Source organism: Paraburkholderia fungorum, assembly GCF_046026025.1.
Classification (GTDB): Bacteria; Pseudomonadota; Gammaproteobacteria; order Burkholderiales; family Burkholderiaceae; genus Paraburkholderia; species Paraburkholderia fungorum_E.
The window spans coordinates 97,019-118,598 of record NZ_JAQQFL010000027.1 but is presented as its reverse complement, the minus strand read 5'-3'; the positions used below and the strand labels follow the sequence as shown (position 1 = coordinate 118,598).

The following is a 21,580-nucleotide window of genomic DNA, read 5'->3' as shown; positions in this document are numbered from 1 at the left end:
ATGGAGCGCCCCTTTTGTTAACTCAAACTTCGTTCTGTGGCTGGCCGTGATTCTGCGTTTTGCCGCGTGGCAGCTCCGCAGCCTGAGCGCTGCTCCGCGCTAACTCTGCATCAAGCGCTTTTGCCGCGCGATGCTCATGATCAGGCCGATCGCGACCCCCAGCGTCGTCAGTGCGGTGCCGCCGTAACTCATGAACGGCAACGGCACGCCCACCACCGGCAGAATCCCGCTCACCATGCCGATGTTGACGAACGCATAGGTGAAGAACGCCATCGTCAGCGAGCCGGCCAGCAGCCGTCCAAAAAGCGTCGCGCCATTGGCCGCGATATACAACCCGCGCGCGATCAGCAGCATATAAAGCGTGAGCAGCACGATCCCGCCCGCCAGCCCGAATTCCTCGGAAAACACCGCGAAAATGAAGTCGGTGTGCTTCTCGGGAATGAACTCCAGATGGGCCTGGGTACCCTTCAACCAGCCCTTGCCGAGCGGGCCGCCCGAGCCGATTGCAATCACCGCCTGAATGGTGTGGAAGCCCTTGCCGAGCGGATCGGACGTTGGATCGAGCAGCGTACAGATACGGTGCTTCTGGTAGTCGTGCATCAGCGGCCACTGCACTTCCGGCTGGCAGATCTTGTCCTGGAACATCGCGATTGAACCGACTGCGATCACGCCGGCAATCAGCACCGGCACGATCAGCTTGAAACTGAGCCCCGCGAAGTAGATCACGAAGAACCCGGCGGCAAACACCAGCACGGCGGTGCCAAGGTCAGGCTGCTTGGCGATCAGGGCGACCGGAACAATCAGGATCACGAAGCCGACCAGAAAGTCGTACCAGCGCATCACGCCTTCGCGGCGCTGGTAGTACCACGCGAGCATCAGCGGCGTGGCGATCTTCAGAATCTCCGACGGCTGGATCACCACGCCGACGTTGATCCAGCGTTTGGCGCCCTTGCGTGTGAGCCCGAACAGCGCCACCGCGACCAGTAACGCGATCCCGAACGTATAGAGCGGGACCGCGAAGCGCATCAGCGTGGTGGGCGGCACGTTGGCCAGGGCCCACATCAGCACGAACGTCAACAGGATGTTGCGCAGTTGGTCTTCCACCCGGCCGGGCATGTCCAGCGTCGCGCTGTATAGCGTGACGATACCGACACACAGCAGCAGAAACACGACCAGGGCGAGCGGCCGGTCGAAGCCCACGAACATCCGCTTGATGCGGTCGAGCCAGGCGCGCTTGTCGAATTGCATGCCTTTCTCCTTACTCGTCGATGCCGCCGGAAACCGGCTGGCGTGGCGACGTAGGCTGAATACTGTCGTCCCGCGACGGCGCGGCGGCGGTCGATGCCGGTTCGCTGCCTGGGCGGGGTTTGTGCGGGACGCCGGATTTGCGCGGCGCCGGACTTTTTGCCGCGGCTGGCGCGGAGGCGACAGGTGCGGAAGCTGCCGTCACAGCCGCCGATGCAGCCGCTGGTGCCGATGCGGCCGCCGCAGCGGAAGCAGCAGCCGCCGCCGAAGCGGCGCCCGGCATCGGCAGCGGCGTGAAGCCCGCCGCGACCTTGACCGGCTGCGCCGCGTCCTGCGGCGTCGGTGCGCCACCCACTTCCGGCGCGGACGCATCCTGGGTTGCCGAGGCTGCCGCCGCGACAGCCGCTGCTTCAGCGCCGGGCTTGTTCTTGCCGACCAGGTAGTAATCGAGCACACGGCGAGCGATCGGACCGGCCGCTTCAGCGCCCCAGCCGCCGTTCTCGACAATCAGCGCGACCGCGATTTTCGGTTGATCGACAGGCGCAAAGGCGATGAAGAGCGCGTGGTCGCGCAGATGCTCGGCGATCGCGTGACCCTTGTAGTTCGCGCCTTGCAACGAGTAGACCTGCGCCGTGCCGGTTTTGCCGGCGGCCTGATACGGCGCGCCGATGAACAGCTTCGAGGCCGTCCCGTTGGTCACGACGCCTTCCATGGCGTGCTTGATGAAGTCGATGTCCGATTGCTTCACGGCGATCCGGTCGCTCGGATCGCGCACGACCGGGCGCGTCTCTTTCGTGATCGGATTTTCGATGTCGCGCACGAGGTGCGGCTTCATCACGACGCCGTTGTTCGCGAGGGTGGCCGTGGCGTGGGCAAGCTGCAGAATGGTGAACGAGTTATAGCCCTGGCCGATGCCCAGACTGATCGTTTCGCCTTCGTACCAACGCTGCTGCTCGGGCTTGCGGTACGCCTTGCGCTTCCAATCCGTCGACGGCAGGATGCCGCGCGCTTCGCCCGAAATGTCGATACCGGTGATCTGGCCGAAACCCCAAGGCTTCATGAAATTGGCGATGTTATTGACGCCGAGATCGTGCGCGAGCATATAGAAATACGTGTCGTTCGACACGACGATCGCGCGGTTCATGTCGACCCAGCCCTGGCCCGAGCGCACGTCGTTGCGGAACGTGTGGCCGCCGAACGTGTATGAGCCCGGATCCTGGAAGCCCCAGCCCGGCGTGCGCTTATGCAGCGTCAGCGCGGCGAGCGCCATGAACGGCTTGTAGGTCGAGCCCGGCGGATAGGTGCCGTGCAGCGGGCGGTTCAGGAGCGGGTGGTCGGGCGAATTGTTGAGATCGTCCCAGGTCTGTTGATCGATGCCGTCGACGAACGAATTCGGATCGAAGCTCGGCGCCGACACGAACGCCAGTACGTCGCCGGTTGCCGGTTCGATCGCGACCAGCGCCCCGCGGCGGCCGGCGAAGGCCTGCTCGGCGACCTGCTGCAGACCGATATCGAGCGACAGTTCGAGGTTGTTGCCCGGCGTTGCCTGGGTGCGCGACAGCGTGCGTACAGGCCGGCCACCGGCGGTTACTTCGACTTCTTCAAAACCGGTCTGGCCGTGCAGTTCTGTCTCGTAGCTCTGCTCGACGCCGATCTTGCCGATGTAGTCGGTGCCCTTGTAGTTGTTCGCGTCGAGGCGCGGATCATAGTGGTCCGGATCGCTGTCGTTCTGATCACTGGCGTCGTCGATACGGTCCTGATCGCGCTGCGATATCCGGCCGATGTAACCGATCACGTGTGCCGCAGTGGGCCCAAGCGGGTATTGGCGGAACAGGCGCGCGCGCACTTCCACGCCCGGAAAGCGGAAGCGTTGCGCGGTGAAGCGCGCGACTTCGTCGTCGGTCAGGCGGGTGCGGATCGGCAGGCTCTCGAAGTTCTTCGAGTCTTCCTGCAGCTTCTTGAAGCGGCGCCGGTCGCGTGCGTCGATCGAGACCACGGTGGCCAGATTGTCGATCACGTTTTCGAGCGTGTCGTTCAGCTTCGACGGGGTGATTTCGAGCGTGTAAGCCGAGTAGTTCTTGGCCAGCACCACCCCGTTACGGTCGGTGATGATGCCCCGGTTCGGCACGATCGGCGCGACCGAGATGCGGTTTTCGTCGGCTTGCAGCGAGTACTTGCTGTAGTGCCAGACCTGCAGGACGAGGAAACGGAAGCCGATCAGCCCGAAGCAGACGAACACGAACACGCCCGCCGCCGCGACGCGCAGGCGGAACTTCGAGAGCTGTTGCTGAGTGTCCTTGAATTCGGTCATGCGATTCTGCAAAAGGCCGTGTGACGGCCATCATGAGTGTGCGCCCAAACCGGCCAGGACCGGGAGGCATGAACAGCGAGGCGCGTCGAGCGGGCCGGGTAACCGGGTTCCATCGGAACAGCCGGCGGGCTCGATGCGTGATTAAATCGGCCGCGTATCGTCCGGATCAGCCGGGCGGCGCTGCGGCATCAGCAGCAGCATGCTGGCGACCGGCCACAGCGCGGCTTCGACGAAGCCGTCGATCAGATAACTCCAGCCCGGAAACGCCGCGCCCGTCAGCAGACGGATCACGAACGGAACCAGTTGCGCGACGACCAGCAGCGGCATGACCGCGAAAGTCTGCACGCCGAGCGACATCCACAGCACCCGGCGATGGATCGTAATCGCGCCATACGACAACAACGTATAGGCCAGCGCGTGCTCGCCGAGCAGACTGGCGTTGTGCACGTCCATCAGCAAGCCAAGAAAGAACGCGATGCCCATGCCGACTTTGCGCGGCTGGTGCACGTTCCAGAACAGCAGCACGAGCGCCACGAAGTCCGGCACGCCGGCAAGGCGTCCCCACGGCATCAGGTTCAACAGGAACGCCGCGGCGAGACTGAAGGCGATGAAGTACGGATTGACCGGCTGCAGAATATATTGCGGACGGTTCATGGCTGCGCCCCCGGTGTGGCTTGCGGCTTGGTGCTCTTTTCGGCCTTGTCAGCTTTTTCAGCGGCCGGCTTCTTTTCGGTAGCGGCTTTCTTCTCCGTGCCAGTGGTTTTGGCAGGCGGTTTCTCAGCGGGCTTGGCAGGGGCGGCCGGTTTTTCAGCAGGCTTCGCAGCGGATTTGTCCGCGGTGGCCTTGCTGCCCTTCTTCGCTTTCAGGTCTTTGGCGGTCGTGGCCGCGTCGGGCTCTTCCGCCGGCCGTGGCGGCACGTTGTTCAGATAGTGCAGCACCAGCAACTGACGCGCGCCGCGCACCGGCGCCACCGGCAAGCAGATCACGCGCGCAAATGCCGTATCGGCCTGCTTGTCGACCCGCACGACCTTGGCGACCGGCAGCCCCGGCGGATAAACGCCGTCGAGTCCGCTGGTGACGAGTTCGTCGCCGGTTTGCACGTCGGCGCTGATCGGCACGAAGCGCAGATCGAGCGTATCGCCCTTCGGCGTGCCGTAAATCACGCTGCGCAAGCCGGTACGCACGATCTGCACGGGCACTGCCTGATCCTTGTCGGTAAGCAGCGTCACTTCGGCTTGCAGCGGGAACACACGGGTGACTTGCCCGATCACGCCGTCTTCGTTGACGACCGGCGAACCGTCCTGGACGCCTTGCTGGGCACCGCGGCCGATCACGACCTTCTGCGTGAACGGATCGCGCGTGTCGTACTGGATTTCAGCCGGCAGCGATTGCGTGGTCGAGCGCTGCGAGAGTTGCAGCAGCGCGCGCAGATGAGTGTTTTCGGCGGCCAGTTCGGCGGCCGTATTGGCTTGCTGCGAGAGTTGCAGATCTTTGGCGCGCAGTTTGTCGTTCTCGCTGCGCAGGGTGGCGCTGGTCACCGCCAGGTCGGCGGCGCCCATGAAAATGTCGCGCGGCACGAGGGCGGCGCGTTGCAACGGATAAAGACCCGCGCCGAGCACGCCGCGAACGATTTCGAGCGTTTTGAAGCGTGCATCGGAGATCAGCAAGGCGAGCGCCAGCACGACGAAAAACACCAGCCGTGCGAGGGCGGAAGGGCCTTGCTTGAACAGGGGCGGCGGACTGTATTCCATGGTCGGCGCCGGGGGCGTGAGCGGTTGGGTGAAACGGCGGCGCGCGAGGGACGCGCGTTCAGCGCGCGGAGGCTGGCAGGCCCAGCCAACGGCAAACCGGCCCGCAAGGGGCCGTTTGCCTGATCCGCGCTACTGACATGGAGACGGGCTCGCTTACTCGTACGAGAAGATGCTGCCCAGCTTGTCCATGCGCTCGAGAGCCATGCCCGAGCCGCGCACAACGCAGGTCAGCGGGTCTTCGGCGACGAGCACCGGCAGGCCGGTTTCTTCGGCGAGCAGGCGGTCCAGATCGCGCAGCAATGCGCCACCGCCCGTAAGCATCATGCCGCGCTCGGCGATGTCCGCGCCCAGTTCCGGCGGCGTTTGTTCGAGCGCGATCTTCACCGACGACACGATCTGGTTCAGCGGATCGGTGAGGGCTTCGAGAATTTCGTTGCTGGAGATCGTGAAGCTGCGCGGAATGCCTTCCGACAGATTGCGGCCCTTCACTTCCATTTCCTTGACTTCGGAACCCGGGAACGCGGAGCCGATTTCCTTCTTGATCGCCTCGGCGGTTTGTTCGCCGATCAGCATGCCGTAGTTGCGGCGGATGTAGTTGACGATGGCTTCGTCGAACTTGTCGCCGCCGACGCGGACCGAACCCTTGTACACGATGCCGCCAAGCGAGATCACGCCGACTTCGGTCGTGCCGCCGCCGATGTCGACGACCATCGAGCCGGTTGCTTCCGACACCGGCAGGCCGGCGCCGATTGCGGCGGCCATGGGTTCTTCAATGAGGTAGACCTGCGAAGCGCCCGCACCGTGCGCGGCTTCTTTAATGGCGCGACGCTCGACCTGGGTCGAACCGCACGGCACGCAGATGATGATGCGCGGCGACGGCGAGAACATGCGCGATTCGTGAGCAGTTTTGATGAACTGCTTGATCATCTGTTCGGTAACGGTGAAGTCGGCGATCACGCCGTCTTTCATCGGGCGGATCGCCTCGATGTTGCCGGGGACCTTGCCAAGCATCTGCTTGGCTTCCTTGCCGACGGCCTGAATGGTTTTCTTACCGTTGGGACCGCCTTCCTGGCGGATCGAGACCACCGACGGTTCATCAAGAACGATACCCTTGCCACGCATGTAGATCAGCGTGTTGGCAGTGCCAAGGTCAATCGCCAGGTCGTTGGAGAAGTAGCTGCGCAAAAAACCGAACATTCAAAATCCTGTCTCGCTTGGGGCCAGCCCTCACAACGAATGCGCAGGGCGGCAGCGGAAAAAATAACAGCTTCAACCGGGCGGAAGCGGCGCCACAGGAACTTGAAGCTGCGAGGGAGTCTACCGGAGGCCGGTGCAAGGCCAAGACAGAAAAATCCGAACGATCTTTGGGAATTGTTCAGAAAGGCCTTGGTAAGTCGGTCCGGGTTTGGGTCGAACGCGTAATGATACCTTATAATTTTGGATGTTTTGAAGGAAACGGACGGCACTTTTTGCCGCCGCTGGCCCCTTTTTCGAGGTCTTCCTCCAGTGTCGTAACCCGCTGTCGCAGCATCGTTTTTCCCGCGCTGCGGCGGTCCACCACATTTTCCGGTGACTGCATGGCTCTGACCCTGACCGATGTTAAACGCATCGCGCACCTCGCGCGGCTCGAACTGGCTGAAGCCGACGCCGAGCACACGCTTGCCCAGCTCAATGATTTCTTCGGCCTCGTCGAGCAAATGCAGGCGGTCGATACCACCGGCATCGCCCCGCTTGCGCACCCGATCGAGCAGATCGAAGACGTCGCGCTGCGTCTGCGTAACGACGCGGTGACCGAAACGGTCGACCGTGAAGCCTTCCAGCGCCCGGCGCCGGCCGTGCAAGACGGTCTGTACCTCGTGCCGAAGGTGATCGAGTAAGTGATCGACCTAGACTCGCGAATCAAGCCCAGGATAAAACGCAATGCATGAAAAAAGCTTGACCGAACTGCGCGCCGCACTGGCAGCCAAGGAATGCTCGGCAGTCGAACTGGCGCAGCTCTATCTGAAGCGGATCGACGCGGCCAACAGCCTGAACGCCTTCATTCAGGTCGACGCCGACCTGACGCTCGCGCAGGCGAAAGCGGCCGACGCGCTGCTCCAGACCGGCCACGCCGGCCCGCTGGTCGGCGTGCCGATCGCCCACAAGGACGTGTTCGTCACCAAAGGCTGGCGTTCCACGGCCGGCTCGAAGATGCTGTCGAACTACGAAAGCCCGTTCGACGCGACGGTGGTCGCGCGTCTGCAGAACGCCGGCATGGTGTGCGTGGGCAAAACCAATATGGACGAGTTCGCGATGGGCTCGTCCAACGAGAATTCGTACTTTGGCCCCGTGAAGAATCCGTGGGATCGTCTGGCTGTGCCGGGCGGCTCATCCGGCGGCTCGGCGGCGGCGGTCGCGGCGCGTCTCGCGCCTGCTGCCACCGGCACGGATACCGGCGGCTCGATTCGTCAGCCGGCGTCGTTTTCGGGTATCACCGGCATCAAGCCGACGTACGGCCGCGTGTCGCGCTACGGCATGATCGCGTTCGCGTCGTCGCTGGATCAGGGCGGCCCGATGGCTCAAACCGCCGCGGATTGCGCCACGCTGCTCAACGCCATGGCCGGTTTCGACGAGCGGGATTCGACCAGTCTCACGCGCGAAGACGAAGACTTCACGCGCTACATCGGCAAGACGTGGAAAGAGGATGGCGCGGACAAACCGCTCGCCGGCCTGCGCATCGGCCTGCCGAAAGAATATTTCGGCGAAGGCCTCGCCGCCGACGTGCGCGCCTCGATCGACGCCGCCTTGAAACAATACGAAGCGCTCGGCGCCACGCTGGTGGAAGTCTCGCTGCCGAAAACCGAGCTGTCGATCCCGGTGTACTACGTGATCGCGCCGGCGGAAGCCTCGTCGAACCTGTCGCGTTTCGACGGCGTGCGCTTCGGCCATCGCGCGGCGGAATACGGCGATCTGCTCGACATGTACAAGAAGTCGCGCGCGGAAGGCTTCGGTCCGGAAGTGAAACGCCGCATTCTGGTGGGCGCCTACGTGCTGTCGCACGGCTACTACGACGCGTACTACCTGCAGGCGCAAAAGATTCGCCGCATCATCGCGCAGGATTTCCAGGAAGCGTTCAAGCAGTGCGACGTGATCATGGGGCCGGTGGCGCCGTCGGTGGCGTGGGACCTGGGCGCAAAGGGCGACGATCCGGTGCAGATGTATCTGGCCGACATCTACACGTTGTCGGTGAGCCTTGCCGGTTTGCCGGGCATGAGCGTGCCGTGCGGCTTCGGCGCGGGCGCGAATGCGCAGCGCCCGGTGGGTCTGCAGATCATCGGCAACTATTTCAATGAAGCCCGGATGCTGCAAGTGGCCGACGCGTTCCAGCGCGCGACCGATTGGCACCGCAAAGCGCCGGCAGGAGTGTGAGCACCATGACCAAGCAATGGGAAGTCGTGATCGGTCTGGAGACCCACGCGCAACTGTCGACTGATTCGAAGATTTTCTCGGGCACCGCCACGCAATTCGGTGCTGCACCGAACACGCAGGCCAGCCCCGTTGATCTGGCCTTGCCGGGTACGCTGCCGGTGATGAACCGTGGCGCCGTGGAGCGTGCGATTCAGCTCGGCCTCGCGATCGGCTCGACGATTGCGCCGCGCAGCATTTTCGCGCGCAAGAATTATTTCTATCCTGATCTGCCGAAAGGCTATCAGATCAGCCAGTACGAAATCCCCGTCGTGCAGGGCGGCCAGGTGACGATTCAGGTCCCGGCTAACGAAAAGGCGGGCAAGGAAGCATACGAGAAGGTTGTCAACCTGACGCGCGCCCACCTCGAAGAAGACGCGGGCAAGTCGCTGCACGAAGACTTCGCGGGCATGACCGGTATCGACCTGAATCGTGCCGGTACACCGCTGCTCGAAATCGTTACCGAGCCGGAAATGCGCAGCGCGGCTGAAGCTGTCGCGTATGCCAAGACGCTGCATACGCTGGTCACATGGCTTGGCATCTGCGACGGCAACATGCAGGAAGGCTCGTTCCGTTGTGACGCGAACGTGTCGGTGCGCCCGGTCGGTCAGGCGGAATTCGGCACGCGTGCCGAGATCAAGAACCTGAACTCGTTCCGCTTTCTTGAAGAAGCGATCCAGTACGAAGTGCGTCGTCAGATCGAGCTGATCGAAGATGGCGGCACGGTGGTGCAGGAAACGCGTCTGTACGATCCGGACAAGCGCGAAACGCGCTCGATGCGCAGCAAGGAAGACGCGCACGATTACCGCTATTTCCCCGATCCCGATCTGATGCCGCTCGTGATCGACGCCGCGTGGGTCGAGCGCGTGAAGGGTGAGATGCCGGAACTGCCGGTTGCGATTCAACAGCGCTTCGTCACGCAATATGGCCTGACGCCCTACGACGCGAACGTGCTGACGTCGAGCAAGGCCATGGCCGCGTACTACGAAGCGGTGGTTCTCAAGGTCGGCCCGGCGAACGCCAAGGTCGCGGCCAACTGGCTGATGGGTGAAGTGTCGTCGCAACTGAATCGCGAAGACCTGGACATTGCTGCGAGCCCGGTTTCGTCGGCGCAACTCGCGCTGCTGCTGCAACGTATTGCCGACGGCACGATCTCGAACAAGATCGCCAAGGAAATTTTCGTCGCGATCTGGGAAGAGAAGGCCACCGACGAAGCCGCTGCCGACCGCATCATTGAAGCGAAGGGGTTGAAGCAGATTTCGGACACCGGCGCGCTGGAAGCGATCATCGACGAAGTGCTTGCCGCGAACCCGAAGTCGGTTGAGGAATTCCGCGCTGGCAAGGAAAAGGCGTTCAACGCACTGATCGGTCAGGCGATGAAAGCCACCAAGGGCAAGGCTAATCCGGCGCAGGTCAACGAATTGCTAAAGAAGAAGCTGTCCTGAGTTGAAGCAATGTGACCGGTGCGAGTGCGCCGGCCATCGCGGGCTGTTGCCGGAACCGAAAGTGGGGCAACGGCCCGTTTCATTTTGCGGGCCCGTTTTTTTATATCGCTGAACGCAGATCACGGAGTGTGAATGGCGAAGCAACCCGACCTCGACGATTTCCGCGTGCCGTATTTCGACGACGGCAAGAAGAGCGGCAAATTCTCGCTCGACGCTTTCGACCCTGCCGCGAAACCTTTTTCGAGCGGTTCGAAAGACGCCGACCGGGCGCGGTTGTCGGAGATCGGTGCGATCCTCGACACGCAGCAGGAATGCCTGCACGCGCAGCAGAAACGCCGGGTATTGCTGGTGTTGCAAGGCATGGACACGAGCGGCAAAGATGGCACGATCCGCGCGGTGTTTCACGAGGTCGATCCGCTTGGTTTGCGTATCGTGGCGTTCAAGGCGCCGACACCGGTCGAGCTGGCGCACGATTTTCTCTGGCGTGTGCATGCGCAGGCGCCGGCTGCCGGCGAATTGACCATCTTCAACCGTAGCCACTACGAAGATTTGCTGGTGCCGACCGTGCTGGGCAATCTGGATGCCGAAGCATTCGAGCAGCGCTGTGGGCACATTCGCCAGTTCGAAAAGCTGTTGGCCGACAGCGGTACGGCCATCGTCAAATGCATGCTGCACATTTCGAAAGACGAGCAGCGTGAGCGTCTGCAAGCGCGCATCGACGATCCGAGCAAGCACTGGAAATTTGACGTCTCCGATCTCGAAGCCCGCAAGCAGTGGGACAAATATCAGGCGGCATACCGCGAGACGCTGGCCGTGACTTCGACCGACTATGCGCCGTGGTATGTGATACCGGCCGATTCGAAGACCCATCGCAATGTGATGGTTGCCGAGTTGTTGCTGCGCACGTTCGAAGCGTTAAAGCTCGAGTATCCGCCTGCCAAGGAATCGCTGAAGGGCATCAAGGTCGAATGACCCTGTGCCTTAGGCCCCGTGCTCCAGAAACGAATTGAACATAAAGGAAACGACATGTTGCGTGTGATTACCGCCAACCTGAACGGCATCCGCTCAGCGGCCAAGAAGGGTTTTTTCGACTGGTTCGGCGAACAGAAAGCCGACGTGCTGTGCGTGCAGGAAATCAAATGCTCGCAAGACGATCTGACGCCGGAGTTCATGTCGCCACACGATTTCACCGGCTATTTTCAGCATGCGGTAAAGAAGGGTTATAGCGGCGCAGGCGTGTACACGCGACATGAGCCGGACGAAGTGGTGATCGGGTTCGGCAGCGAGGAATTCGATCCCGAAGGCCGCTATGTCGAATTGCGCTTCGGCAAACTGTCGGTGATCTCGGTGTACGTGCCGTCGGGCTCGAGCGGTGAAGAACGCCAGCAGGCCAAGTTCCGGTTCATGGACGAGTTCATGCCGCATCTCGCGGAGTTGGCCGCGCAGCGTGAAGTGATCGTGTGCGGCGACGTGAACATCGTCCACAAAGAGATCGACATCAAGAACTGGAAGAGCAACCAGAAGAACTCAGGTTGCTTGCCGGAAGAGCGCGAGTGGCTCACCAAGCTGTTTGACGAGGTCGGCTACGTCGACGTGTTTCGCACGCTCGACCAGCGGCCGGAACAGTACACGTGGTGGAGTAACCGCGGTCAGGCGTATGCGAAGAACGTGGGGTGGCGGATCGATTATCAGATCGCGACGCAGGGCATCGCCGGCAAGGCGAAACGCACCGACGTGTTCCGCGATATCAAGTTCAGCGACCATGCGCCGCTGACGGTCGATTACGACCACAAGCTCAAGAAGTAAGCGTCAATCCGTGACCGGTTTGCGGCGCGGGCGGCCCATGCCGGCATAGTCCGGCAGCGCATCGACGCTCTTGCCGATTGCCTTCGCGTAGAGCGGCAGCATGTCCGGCAAGCGCTTGATGATGTCCTGGCGCCGCGACGGCGTGTAGGGATGCACGTAGATAAAGCCCTGATCGCGGTTGCTGCGCGTCGCGGTGGCCAGCTTGTCCCATAGCGTGACGGCCGCGCGCGGATCGAAACCGGCGCGCGAGGCGATATCGCTGCCGATCACGTCGGCCTCGGTTTCGTCGGTACTCTCGTACTTCATCTCCAGCAGGCGCGAACCGATGCCGAGCGGCGCCGCGCCCAGATCGGCGAGCCCGAAGAGCTGCGGGATCGTGCCGGACGAGTCGAGCTGGCTGGCCTGCAGTTCGCCGAGCCGCTCGCGCGCATGCTCGCGCAGCGCGTGCGCGATCTCGTGACCGATCAGCATGCCGAGTTCGTTGTCGTTCAGACGCGCGCGATCGAGCAGTCCGCTGTACACAACGATCTTGCCGCCTGGCAGGCAGTACATGCGGATATCGGGCGAACGCACCATCGCCAGATCCCACTTCCAGCCCTTCGCCCGCTCGTTCCATTTCAACGAGTAGGGAATCAGCTTGTCGACGATCGACCGTACCCGCGTGACGTGGGCGTCGGTGTCGCCATACAGACTGTTCGCGTGCTCGGCGCCGTACACGATCTCGTTGAATTCCTGGGCGGCTTGCGCCTCGAGCATGGGCGACGGGATCAGGTTGCGAAACACGAGGTAGCCGCCGTAGCGCAACTGTGTATTCGGCGCGCTGTAAGTTGGGGGCGCGGGGACGTTGGACGTTGCGGTGGGCGCCGACGTGGCCGCAGGCGCTTTTGCTGCAGTTGCCGGTGCCGAAGTAGCCGCAGGCGTTCTTGCCGTAACCGGTGCCGGGGGTGACTGCTGCGTAGAGGCGGAGGCCGGCGGCGTGGCGGCTGCGGGCGCGCTGCCGGCGTTTGTGGCGCTGTTCGCGCCGGGTGCCGTCGATGTCGCGCTTTCGGGGCTTGCCGCGCCGACTGCTGACTTTGCGGCCGGCGCCGCTGCGGGTGCCGGTGCCGGCGTCGGCGCTGATGACGGCGCGCTGGCGCCGGCGGCCGGCAGGGCCGCGGCATACACGCTCAGCGGCGCACCCAGCGCGAGGCTCGCGCAACCGAACGCCAAGACCGTACGCAGCGCCGCGCGGCTAGCCCTCGGCGAAGCTATCCCTGAGGTATCCGAATCCGTGCGCACCACGCGCTTGAGCAAGAGCACCGTCACGACCGGGTTCTCCAGGGCGCGATGCGCAGCAGAAGCAGCATGCCGGGCAGCGCCAGCGCGGTACACACAATGAAATAATCGAACCAGCCGATCCGCGCGACCACATAGCCACTTGCCGCCGATGCCAGCGTGCGCGGCACCGAAGCCAGGCTCGTGAAGAGCGCGAACTGCGTAGCGGTGTAGCGCGGGTCGGTGGTGCTGGCGATATAGGCGACGAAGGCAGACATCGTCAGGCCGGTCGCAAAGGTTTCAAGGCCGTAGACGAGCGCGAGCGCCACCGAGCGCGGATCGAGTTGGACGGTCCAGTCGATGCCGAACACCGACAGCAGTTTCGTCGTACCCTGGCTTAGCCCAACCGCGATGTCATAAACGACAGCCAATCCAGGCGAGGCTGGGCCAATATGCGCGAGCCATGCGAAGCCGAGCGTGGACACCATCTGCAGGATGCCGAAGATCCAGAGCCCGCGGCCGATGCCAATCTTCATCAACCAGATTCCGCCGACGATCCCGCCCGCGAGACTCGCGCCGAACGCAGTGGTCTTGGCGATCACACCGATTTGCGTGCGCGAGAAACCGATGTCGAGAAAGAATGACGTCGATAGCGTGGTTGCCATCGTGTCGCCGAGCTTGTACAGAAAGATGAACGCCAGTACAAAGAGCGCGCCGCGCCAACCGTCGCGCTGGATAAATTCGCGGAACGGCAGCAGGATCGCATCGCGCAGGTTTTTCGGCGGCGTGCCGTGTATCTCAGGTTCGCGCACCACCAGCGTCATGATCATGCCAGGCACCATGAAGGCAGCCGTGACGATGAAAACGGTTGTCCACGGCAAATGGTCGGACAGAATCAGCGCCAGCGACCCCGGCACCAGCGCGGCGATCTTGTACGCGTTCACGTGCACCGCATTGCCGAGACCTTGTTGGGTGTCGCTCAGCAGTTCGCGCCGGTAGGCATCGATCGAGATGTCCTGGCTCGCGCCGAAGAACGCGACCAGCGCCGTCAACGCGGCCACCGTCCAGATGGAATCGCGCGGCGACACGAAACCCAAAGTCGCAATCGCACCCGCGACCAGAATCTGCGTGACCAGCATCCAGCCGCGCCGTCTGCCCGGACGCCAGCCCGGCAAGCGCGGCACGTAGCGGTCCATCAGCGGCGCCCAGACGAATTTCCAGGTGTACGGGAACTGGATCAGCGCAAAAAGGCCGATTTCCTTCAGATTGACGCCTTCGGAGCGTAGCCACGCCTGCACCAGATAGACGAGCGTGAACAGCGGCAATCCCGACGTGAAGCCGAGAAAGACGCAGATCAGCATGCGCGTATTCAGGAACGCGCGCCAGCCGGGATGTTCTTCGTGAGCGGTAAGTGCAGGCGCCTCGTGCGGCGGGTTCGACATGTGGATAAGTGGTGTTAGCTTTTCTTGACGCGATAGACCGCAAGACTACCACGCCAGTTCACCCCCCATCGCACCACCTGGCCGTCGTGAAGCACCACGCGGTCGAGAATCTCGATGCCGACTTCCGGCGCCAGCGCCTCGAAATCCTTGATTGTCAGCACCCGCACGTTCGGCGTGTTGTGCCACTGGTAAGGCAGCGATTTAGACACTGGCATACGGCCTCTCAGTACCGACAGCCGGTGTGCCCAGTAACCGAAATTCGGGAACGAGACGATGCATTCCTTGCCCACCCGCACCGTCTCGCGCAGGATCGCGGCTGTTTGATGGATGGTTTGCAGCGTCTGCGACAGAACCGCGAAATCGAAGCTGCGATCTTCGAACAGACGCAGGCCGTCTTCCAGATTCTGCTGGATCACGTTGACGCCGTTCTGCGTCGACGCCAATACGCCGGCGTCGTTGATTTCGATGCCGTAGCCCTGTACGTCCAGTTCTTCGGTCAGGAGCGACAGCAACGAGCCGTCGCCGCAGCCCAGGTCGAGCACGGTGGCGCGCGGTTCGACCCAGCGGGCGATCGCGCGGAAGTCCGGGCGCAGCGCCAGATAATCGAGTGCTCGCTGGTTCATGCGTTCACCTCGTTCGCAATACGTTCGTAATAGGCGCGCATCAGGTTGTGATAGCGCGCGTCGTCGAGCAGGAAGGCGTCGTGGCCGTGCGGCGCGTCGATTTCCGCGTAGGTCACGGTGCGTTTGTGGTCGAGCAGCGCCTTCACCAGTTCACGCGAGCGGGCCGGCGCGAACCGCCAGTCGGTCGAGAAGCTGGCGATCAGGTATTTCGCCGTGGTGTGCGCGACGGCGGCGGTCAGATCGCCGTCGAAGGCTTTGGCCGGGTCGAAATAGTCGAGCGCGCGGGTGATCAGCAGGTACGTGTTCGCGTCGAAGTAGTCGGCGAATTTGTCGCCCTGGTAGCGTAGATACGACTCCACTTCGAATTCGACGTCGAAGTTGAAGTTGTACGCGTCCACGGCGCCTTCCGCGCGGCGCAGCGAACGGCCGAATTTCTCGGCCATATCGTCGTCCGACAGATAGGTGATGTGGCCGATCATCCGCGCGACGCGCAAGCCGCGCTTCGGCTTCACGTTGTGTGCGTAGTAGTTGCCGCCGTGGAAGTCGGGGTCCGACAGGATCGCCGAGCGTGCCACTTCGTTGAACGCGATGTTCTGCGCGGACAGCTTCGGGGTGGACGCAACGACGATGCAATGGCCCACGCGCTCCGGGTACATCATGCTCCACGCGAGCGCCTGCATGCCGCCGAGGCTGCCGCCCATCACCGCCGCGAAGCGCGTGATGCCGAACTCATCGGCGACGCGCGCCTGCGCGTTCACCCAGTCTTCAACCGTGACGACAGGAAAGGTCGCGCCGTATGGATTGCCGGTGGCCGGATCGGTGCTCATCGGTCCGGTCGAGCCGAAGCACGAACCCAGGTTGTTCACGCCGATCACGAAGAACCGGTTGGTGTCGAGCGGCTTGCCCGGGCCGACCATGTTGTCCCACCAGCCGATGTCTTTCGGATTGTCCGCGTACACGCCCGCCACGTGGTGCGACGCGTTGAGCGCGTGGCACACCAGCACGGCGTTGCTGCGTGCGGCGTTGAGCGTGCCGTAGGTCTCGACCATCAGGTCGTAACCGGCCAGCGAGCTGCCGTTCTGCATGAGCAGCGGCTCGGTGAAATGCATTTTTTGGGGAGCGACGATACCGATCGATTCCATTCATTCCGCCGTTTAGCAAATACAGGGCGGCTAGATTGGCGTCGGCGAGGCACGGAGGAGAAGCAATGTGCACGGCTGACGACCTCTTTAGCCGCATTTATAGTGAACCGCGGGAAACGTTCCCGGCAGTTCGCGCGCCCGCAATCGAGTCAGCAAATCGGCGCGTGATAGTACGTGTACAAGGTGTTCAAGGTGCTTTGGACAGCGGTCTCAGGTGTTTCGGCGAGCCGCGGTCAGGCGCAAAGTATAGCGGAAAATTTCATGCGGCAGCGTCGCGGGCGCCGCTGCGAGCTCGCGCACCGCGCGGACTACTGAAGAATCAGGAGTAGTTGGGCGTCCGCATGTTCGGCGGGCGGCCGTGCAAAACCGCTGCGCACATAGCGATGCCAGCGACCGATGATGTAGCTCAGCAGCAAGCTCGCGCGGATCGCGGGATCGTAGCCGGCGGGCAGCGGGGCCGCATGCGGGGTGGCGCTTGCGTTCGCTTCCAGTTGAGCCACGCGCAAACACTGCTTCAACGATGCCTCGACCCGCTCCAGCATCTGATTGACCCGCTCGGTCAGCCGTTCGTGCTCGCCGACCAGCGCCTCGCAGGTCAGCACGCGCGTCATGCCGGGATTCTTCGCGGGGAAGTTGAGCAGCATCAACGCGATCGCGCGGGCCTGCAGCACGCCGTTGCTTTCCTTGTCGGTGATCTGGTTGATCAGGCCGAAGATGGTCTGCTCGATGAACTCGATCAGCCCTTCGAACATTTGCGCCTTGCTGGCGAAATGGCGATATAGCGCGGCCTCCGAGACGCCGAGCCGCGCGGCGAGTGCCGCCGTGGTGATTTTTTCGCTCTTCGGCGCCTCCAGCATCGCGGCAAGCGTCTGCAGGATGTGTACGCGACGTTCGCCCGGCTTCAGGCGCGGCGTCCGCGGGGCGGGCGACGGGGTGGGTTCGTGTTCGGCTACGGCTTCGTCAGGTTTGTCGATCGGCTGCATGGCTGCGTCCCGTCTGCTGTCCCTTCAATCGAACCGAGCGGGTGCCCAGTCGTAGCGATTTTAACGAACGAATGCAACGATCGACATAGTGCGGCCGGCCGGTGCCGGGCAGGCGCGTCGGGATGCCGTCCGCGTGTGGTTTGCGCGGCAGATGGCCGGTGATCCACACGGTGCGGATGCCGAGTTGCCGGTAATTCTTCAGATGCGAGCGCGTGTCTTCCACGAGGATGACGTCTTTGAGCGAAACGCGCGCGTCGCGCATCGCCCGGCGCAGCATCGCATGGTCCGGTTTGGCGCGCCAGTTTTGGCGATCGCGCATATGTTCGATGGCGATGACCTGTTCAAACAGACGTTCGATGCGCAACTCCGCGAGCACCGCGCGCGCATAGGCCTCGGGTGCATTGGTCAGCACGATCTTGCGGCCGGGCAGCGCGGCGACAAGCCGCGCGACACCGCGTTCGTGGCGGATCATCGAACCGAGATCGGGGAACGTGTGGACGACTTTCAGAAAATCGTGCGGGTCGAGCGGATGATGGCGGGCCAGGCCAAGCAGCGTCGCGCCGTAGCGTTGCGTGTAGCCGGTACGCAGACGGTTGGCTTCGTCGACGTCGACCTGCAGCGTGTCGATGATGTACTGCGTCATGCCCTGGTTGATCGCCGGAAAGATCGCGTGCGAGGCATGGTGCAGCGTGTTGTCGAGATCGAACAGCCAGACCGGACTGCCGCCTGCGATGTGCGGACGACGGCGTCGGGAAGTGGGGGTGCGCATGATAAGGACGCCGTTCAGGCGCAGGCAGTCGCTTCACGCGGCGAATGCTGACGGCGGTCCGCGACGCGCAAGGCGATAGAAGAAGAGAACGTGTTGTTGTGCCGGAGGGCGGCGCGTTGTGCACCGCTACTGGGCGCGGTGGCGCAATTGTACGGCCCACGTGGCACGCCTGACTGGCGTACCGTGTGGGCCGGGTTTGAGGCAGGAATCAATGCGAGCGGATCATCGTGCCGAACGGCTGTTCGGTGAGAATCTCCAGCAGCACCGAGTGCTCGATGCGCCCGTCGATGATGTGTACCGAACGCACGCCGCTCTTTGCTGCATCCAGCGCTGACGAGATTTTCGGCAGCATGCCGCCGGAGATCGTGCCGTCTGCGAACAGGCCGTCGATTTCACGCGCCGACAGATCGGTCAGCAGATTGCCTTCCTTATCCATCACGCCCGGGATGTTGGTCATGATCACAAGCTTTTCGGCGTTCAGCACGACCGCCAGTTTGCCCGCGACCAGATCCGCATTAATGTTGTATGACAGGCCGTCTTCGCCAAAGCCGATCGGCGAGATCACCGGAATGAACGCGTCGTCCTGCAGCGCTTTCACGACCGCGGGATTGATCGCCTCGACTTCGCCCACCTGGCCGATATCGACGTACTGGCCCGGATTATCGCGATCCGGCATCTGCATCTTGCGCGCGTGGATCAGGCCGCCGTCTTTGCCGGTCAGGCCGACCGCGTGGCCGCCGAAATGGTTGATCAGCGTGACGATGTCCTGCTGCACTTCGCCGCCGAGCACCCATTCGACGACTTCCATCGTCTCTTCGTCGGTGACGCGCATGCCCTGGATGAAGGTGCCCTGCTTGCCGATTTTCTTCAGCGCCTGGTCGATTTGCGGACCGCCGCCGTGCACGATGACAGGATTGATACCGACCAGCTTCAGCAGAATCACGTCGCGCGCGAAGCCTTGCTTCAGGCGCTCTTCCGTCATGGCGTTGCCGCCGTATTTGATGACCACGGTCTTACCGTGATACTGGCGAATGTAGGGCAGCGCCTCGGCCAGGATTTCAGCCTTCAGGGTGGGCGCGATCTGCGAAAGGTCAGGAAGCTCGGACATGGCGGCAGGCTCTGGCACGGAACAGTTAAAACAGGGCGAATTGTACAGGACTGGCGCGCTGCAACAGGGTTTTCGATACTGTCGCCGGTGACGGGCGGCGCGGACTTTGCGCACTGCGCAATGGACGGCCCGGAACGGCGGCAGACAATCAAGCTTACCGCCGTTCAGATAGCCCGTGAATTGGCCGAACGGCCGACTGACGGCGGCACGCGGGTCGTGGCATTATTTGCAGATCCAGGCTGAAGCGAGATCATCCGGCCCTTATGAAATTGTCAGCTTCCCGCACTGAAAGCAGCGCGCTGTGTCCGCGCTGCGGTCATGCGTTCGATTGCGCCATGCACGCGGTACCGTTTAATTGCTGGTGCCGCGAGATGCCGGCGTTGCCGGCAGACCGGGTCGATCCGTCCGGCCGTTGCCTGTGTCCCGAGTGCCTCGCAGCGGAGCTTGCACGAGCCGTTCACCCGGCACCCGGAGCCGGTTCGCCCTGAGCGCGGCGCATTGCGGCTGGGGTAGTCGCGATGCCGGCCCATGCTGCGCGGTGCCGGGCCGCGAGCGCGCCCAGATCGCGTGCAACGGCCCCCAAGGCCGGATCCCATTGGCCGAACCGCGGTTGCCGATACAGCGTTGCGCCTGGATACCATGGGCTGTCGGGCCGGTCGAGTAGCCAGACCCAATGCGGATTGACGTCAAGCAGCACCCATGTGCGCTGGCCGAGCGCACCGCTCAGATGCGCCACGGACGTGCAAACGGTGATGACGAGGTCGAGCGCGTGGACAAACGCCGCGGTGTCGTCGAAGCTGGCGAATTCTGCGGTGTAGTCCGACATCGGCAGACCCGCGGCTCGGGCGGCGACGACGTCCGCCTCGGCACCCGGTTGCAGCGAATAGAACGCCACGTTCTGCATGTCGCCGAAATGTTCCGCATAGCGTTCCCAACCCACCCGCCGGAATGGATTGCGCTGATGGCCGGCGCTGCCTGTCCACGTCAGTCCGACCTTGAGCCTCGTTTCTCCGCTAAGCCTCTTTTGCCACGACTTGCCGGCTGCGATGTCCGCATGCAAGTACGGAGTCTCAGCGGGGATAGTCTCTTCGCGCGTGCCGAATATCAAAGGCAGGCTCAGTAAAGGAATTTCGTAGTCAAACGGCGGCAAGGAGTCGACGCCGCCGCCAGCCGAATAAGCGTCCACCTGATCACAGAGGCTGCGAGCGAGTAGTGCACCCATCTGCGGAAATGAATTCCAGACGAGTCGACCGCCCTCGCGATGAACGCGTGAGGCCAGCAGAGGGATATAGCGGCTGAATTGCAAGACGTCGCCCATGCCCTGCTCGCCCCACACCAACAGCGTTTTGCCAGCGAGCGATTCACCCTGCCAGGTTGGCGCTGGCATTGCGGGGCGGTTGCCGCCCAATTCAAGCGAGCCGTCCCAGCGCGCTTCGTGGGTTTGCCAGCCGTTCGCGTAATCGCCGCGCATGAGTTGCAGCATGCTGAGATTGGAGCGCATGGTCGCGTTGCCGGGCGCCAATGCACAGGCCGTTTTTGCGGCTTGCTCCGCTTCGTCCCAGCGTTGCGCTTCACGCAGCGCCAGCGCATAGTTGTTGCACGCCAGCGAACTATGCGGCGCGCATTGCACGGCTCTTGCGCCGGCTTCGAGCGCGCGTGGCAGATTCAAATTGACCCGGCTTGCCTGAATGAGATTGGTCCATGCGTCGCCATTGCCGGGATCGTCATGAACTGTACTTTCCAGCAGGGCGAGTTGCTCGTTGAGGTCGCCGCCCGTGAGCGCGAGGGCACCGGCGAGATTGTTGCGCAACTGCGGCAAGGTCGGATCGATCGCGAGTGCGCGACGATAGGGGGCGATTGCCTCGCCATGCCGGCTTACCATTTGCAGCGCATAGCCGACACGGAAGTGTGCAAGCGCGCGATGGGGATCGAGTTGGGCAATAATGGCGGCGAGTTCGATTGCATCGTTGTGACGGTGTTGCTCAAGCAGCGTAGCGATGAGTGATGCGATCGAGGCATCGTCGAGCGAATGAAGTTGTGCGGCGCTATCGAGACACCTGGCCTCTGCGTGCCCAGTATCGTTTTGTCGGGCTGCGGCAGCATGTCGCAGAAAAGTCAGGAAAGCTGACGAGGTGGGGGTTTCGCTGTCAGAGGTAGGTAGCATGGAAGGGTTGAGGCGGCGCAAGAACAGATGATGACCGATCGGCTTGTGCAGCGCTATCGCAAAAATTCCATGTTAGCGGCGTGAGTTCGCGAG

At 62.9% G+C, this 21,580-nt stretch carries 19 protein-coding genes; 6 read left to right on the top strand and 13 right to left on the bottom strand.

What is annotated here, in order from left to right:
• Positions 1-99: 99 nt before the first annotated feature.
• From rodA to PQR67_RS26290, 5 genes are all read right to left on the bottom strand, one after another.
• On the bottom strand, positions 100-1,248 hold the full coding sequence (rodA, locus tag PQR67_RS26310) for a rod shape-determining protein RodA (protein WP_408465603.1): 1,149 nt from the start codon (positions 1,246-1,248) through the stop codon (positions 100-102).
• A 10-nt stretch (positions 1,249-1,258) separates the two neighbouring features.
• Positions 1,259-3,556: a penicillin-binding protein 2 gene (mrdA, locus tag PQR67_RS26305; protein ID WP_408465601.1), complete on the bottom strand. Its 2,298-nt coding sequence runs from the start codon at positions 3,554-3,556 to the stop codon at positions 1,259-1,261.
• Positions 3,557-3,697: 141 nt separating this feature from the next.
• Positions 3,698-4,210 (bottom strand): rod shape-determining protein MreD, encoded by a 513-nt coding sequence (gene mreD / locus PQR67_RS26300; protein WP_097390898.1) that lies wholly within the window; start codon positions 4,208-4,210, stop codon positions 3,698-3,700.
• Positions 4,207-5,307 (bottom strand): rod shape-determining protein MreC, encoded by a 1,101-nt coding sequence (mreC, locus tag PQR67_RS26295; RefSeq protein WP_408465599.1) that lies wholly within the window; start codon positions 5,305-5,307, stop codon positions 4,207-4,209. Before mreC ends, mreD begins: the two co-directional genes overlap by 4 nt.
• 153 nt (positions 5,308-5,460) lie before the next feature.
• Positions 5,461-6,504 carry a rod shape-determining protein gene (locus tag PQR67_RS26290; RefSeq protein ID WP_004189550.1) on the bottom strand — a complete coding sequence of 348 codons (1,044 nt, stop codon included), beginning with the start codon at positions 6,502-6,504 and terminating at the stop codon, positions 5,461-5,463.
• Positions 6,505-6,884: 380 nt separating this feature from the next.
• Here PQR67_RS26290 and gatC point away from each other — a divergent pair, with 380 nt between their 5' ends.
• The 5 genes from gatC (at position 6,885) to PQR67_RS26265 (ending at position 12,002) form a co-directional block, all read left to right on the top strand.
• Positions 6,885-7,184, top strand: a complete 300-nt coding sequence (gene gatC, locus PQR67_RS26285; protein WP_120345797.1) for an Asp-tRNA(Asn)/Glu-tRNA(Gln) amidotransferase subunit GatC — start codon at positions 6,885-6,887, stop codon at positions 7,182-7,184.
• 43 nt (positions 7,185-7,227) lie between these two features.
• Entirely contained in the window at positions 7,228-8,715 is a 1,488-nt protein-coding gene (gatA, locus tag PQR67_RS26280; protein ID WP_408465596.1) for an Asp-tRNA(Asn)/Glu-tRNA(Gln) amidotransferase subunit GatA, read from the top strand.
• Between the two features lie 5 nt (positions 8,716-8,720).
• Positions 8,721-10,196, top strand: a complete 1,476-nt coding sequence (gene gatB / locus PQR67_RS26275; RefSeq protein WP_408465594.1) for an Asp-tRNA(Asn)/Glu-tRNA(Gln) amidotransferase subunit GatB — start codon at positions 8,721-8,723, stop codon at positions 10,194-10,196.
• Positions 10,197-10,328: 132 nt separating this feature from the next.
• Positions 10,329-11,168: a PPK2 family polyphosphate kinase gene (locus PQR67_RS26270; protein WP_408465592.1), complete on the top strand. Its 840-nt coding sequence runs from the start codon at positions 10,329-10,331 to the stop codon at positions 11,166-11,168.
• A 54-nt stretch (positions 11,169-11,222) separates the two neighbouring features.
• Positions 11,223-12,002 (top strand): exodeoxyribonuclease III, encoded by a 780-nt coding sequence (locus tag PQR67_RS26265; protein ID WP_408465590.1) that lies wholly within the window; start codon positions 11,223-11,225, stop codon positions 12,000-12,002.
• Positions 12,003-12,005: 3 nt separating this feature from the next.
• Here the strand turns inward: PQR67_RS26265 and PQR67_RS26260 are convergent, their stop codons facing one another.
• From PQR67_RS26260 to argB, 7 genes are all read right to left on the bottom strand, one after another.
• Complete coding sequence (locus PQR67_RS26260) at positions 12,006-13,295, bottom strand: M48 family metallopeptidase (protein ID WP_408465636.1); 1,290 nt, start codon at positions 13,293-13,295, stop codon at positions 12,006-12,008.
• 8 nt (positions 13,296-13,303) lie between these two features.
• Entirely contained in the window at positions 13,304-14,698 is a 1,395-nt protein-coding gene (locus PQR67_RS26255; protein ID WP_408465588.1) for an AmpG family muropeptide MFS transporter, read from the bottom strand.
• A gap of 14 nt (positions 14,699-14,712) precedes the next feature.
• Positions 14,713-15,321 carry a methionine biosynthesis protein MetW gene (metW, locus tag PQR67_RS26250; RefSeq protein ID WP_408465586.1) on the bottom strand — a complete coding sequence of 203 codons (609 nt, stop codon included), beginning with the start codon at positions 15,319-15,321 and terminating at the stop codon, positions 14,713-14,715.
• Positions 15,318-16,463, bottom strand: a complete 1,146-nt coding sequence (metX, locus tag PQR67_RS26245) for a homoserine O-succinyltransferase MetX (protein ID WP_408465584.1) — start codon at positions 16,461-16,463, stop codon at positions 15,318-15,320. Before metX ends, metW begins: the two co-directional genes overlap by 4 nt.
• A 308-nt stretch (positions 16,464-16,771) precedes the next feature.
• The gene (gene slmA, locus PQR67_RS26240; RefSeq protein WP_408465582.1) at positions 16,772-17,446 is read right to left on the bottom strand and encodes a nucleoid occlusion factor SlmA; all 675 of its coding nucleotides are present in this window, start codon (positions 17,444-17,446) and stop codon (positions 16,772-16,774) included.
• A complete protein-coding gene (locus PQR67_RS26235; protein WP_408465580.1) occupies positions 17,424-18,215 on the bottom strand; it encodes a pyrimidine 5'-nucleotidase in 792 nt (263 codons plus the stop codon). Before PQR67_RS26235 ends, slmA begins: the two co-directional genes overlap by 23 nt.
• Positions 18,216-18,423: 208 nt before the next feature.
• Positions 18,424-19,323, bottom strand: coding sequence for an acetylglutamate kinase (gene argB / locus PQR67_RS26230; RefSeq protein WP_028197732.1), 900 nt, complete (start codon positions 19,321-19,323; stop codon positions 18,424-18,426).
• A 263-nt stretch (positions 19,324-19,586) separates the two neighbouring features.
• On the opposite strand from argB, the gene PQR67_RS26225 reads away from it, so the two are divergent.
• Positions 19,587-19,811, top strand: coding sequence for a cysteine-rich CWC family protein (locus tag PQR67_RS26225; protein WP_408465578.1), 225 nt, complete (start codon positions 19,587-19,589; stop codon positions 19,809-19,811).
• Here PQR67_RS26225 and PQR67_RS26220 read toward each other — a convergent pair.
• Positions 19,781-21,487, bottom strand: coding sequence for a tetratricopeptide repeat protein (locus tag PQR67_RS26220; protein ID WP_408465576.1), 1,707 nt, complete (start codon positions 21,485-21,487; stop codon positions 19,781-19,783). The two genes, PQR67_RS26225 and PQR67_RS26220, sit on opposite strands and share 31 nt — an antisense overlap.
• Between the last annotated feature and the right edge of the window lie 93 nt (positions 21,488-21,580).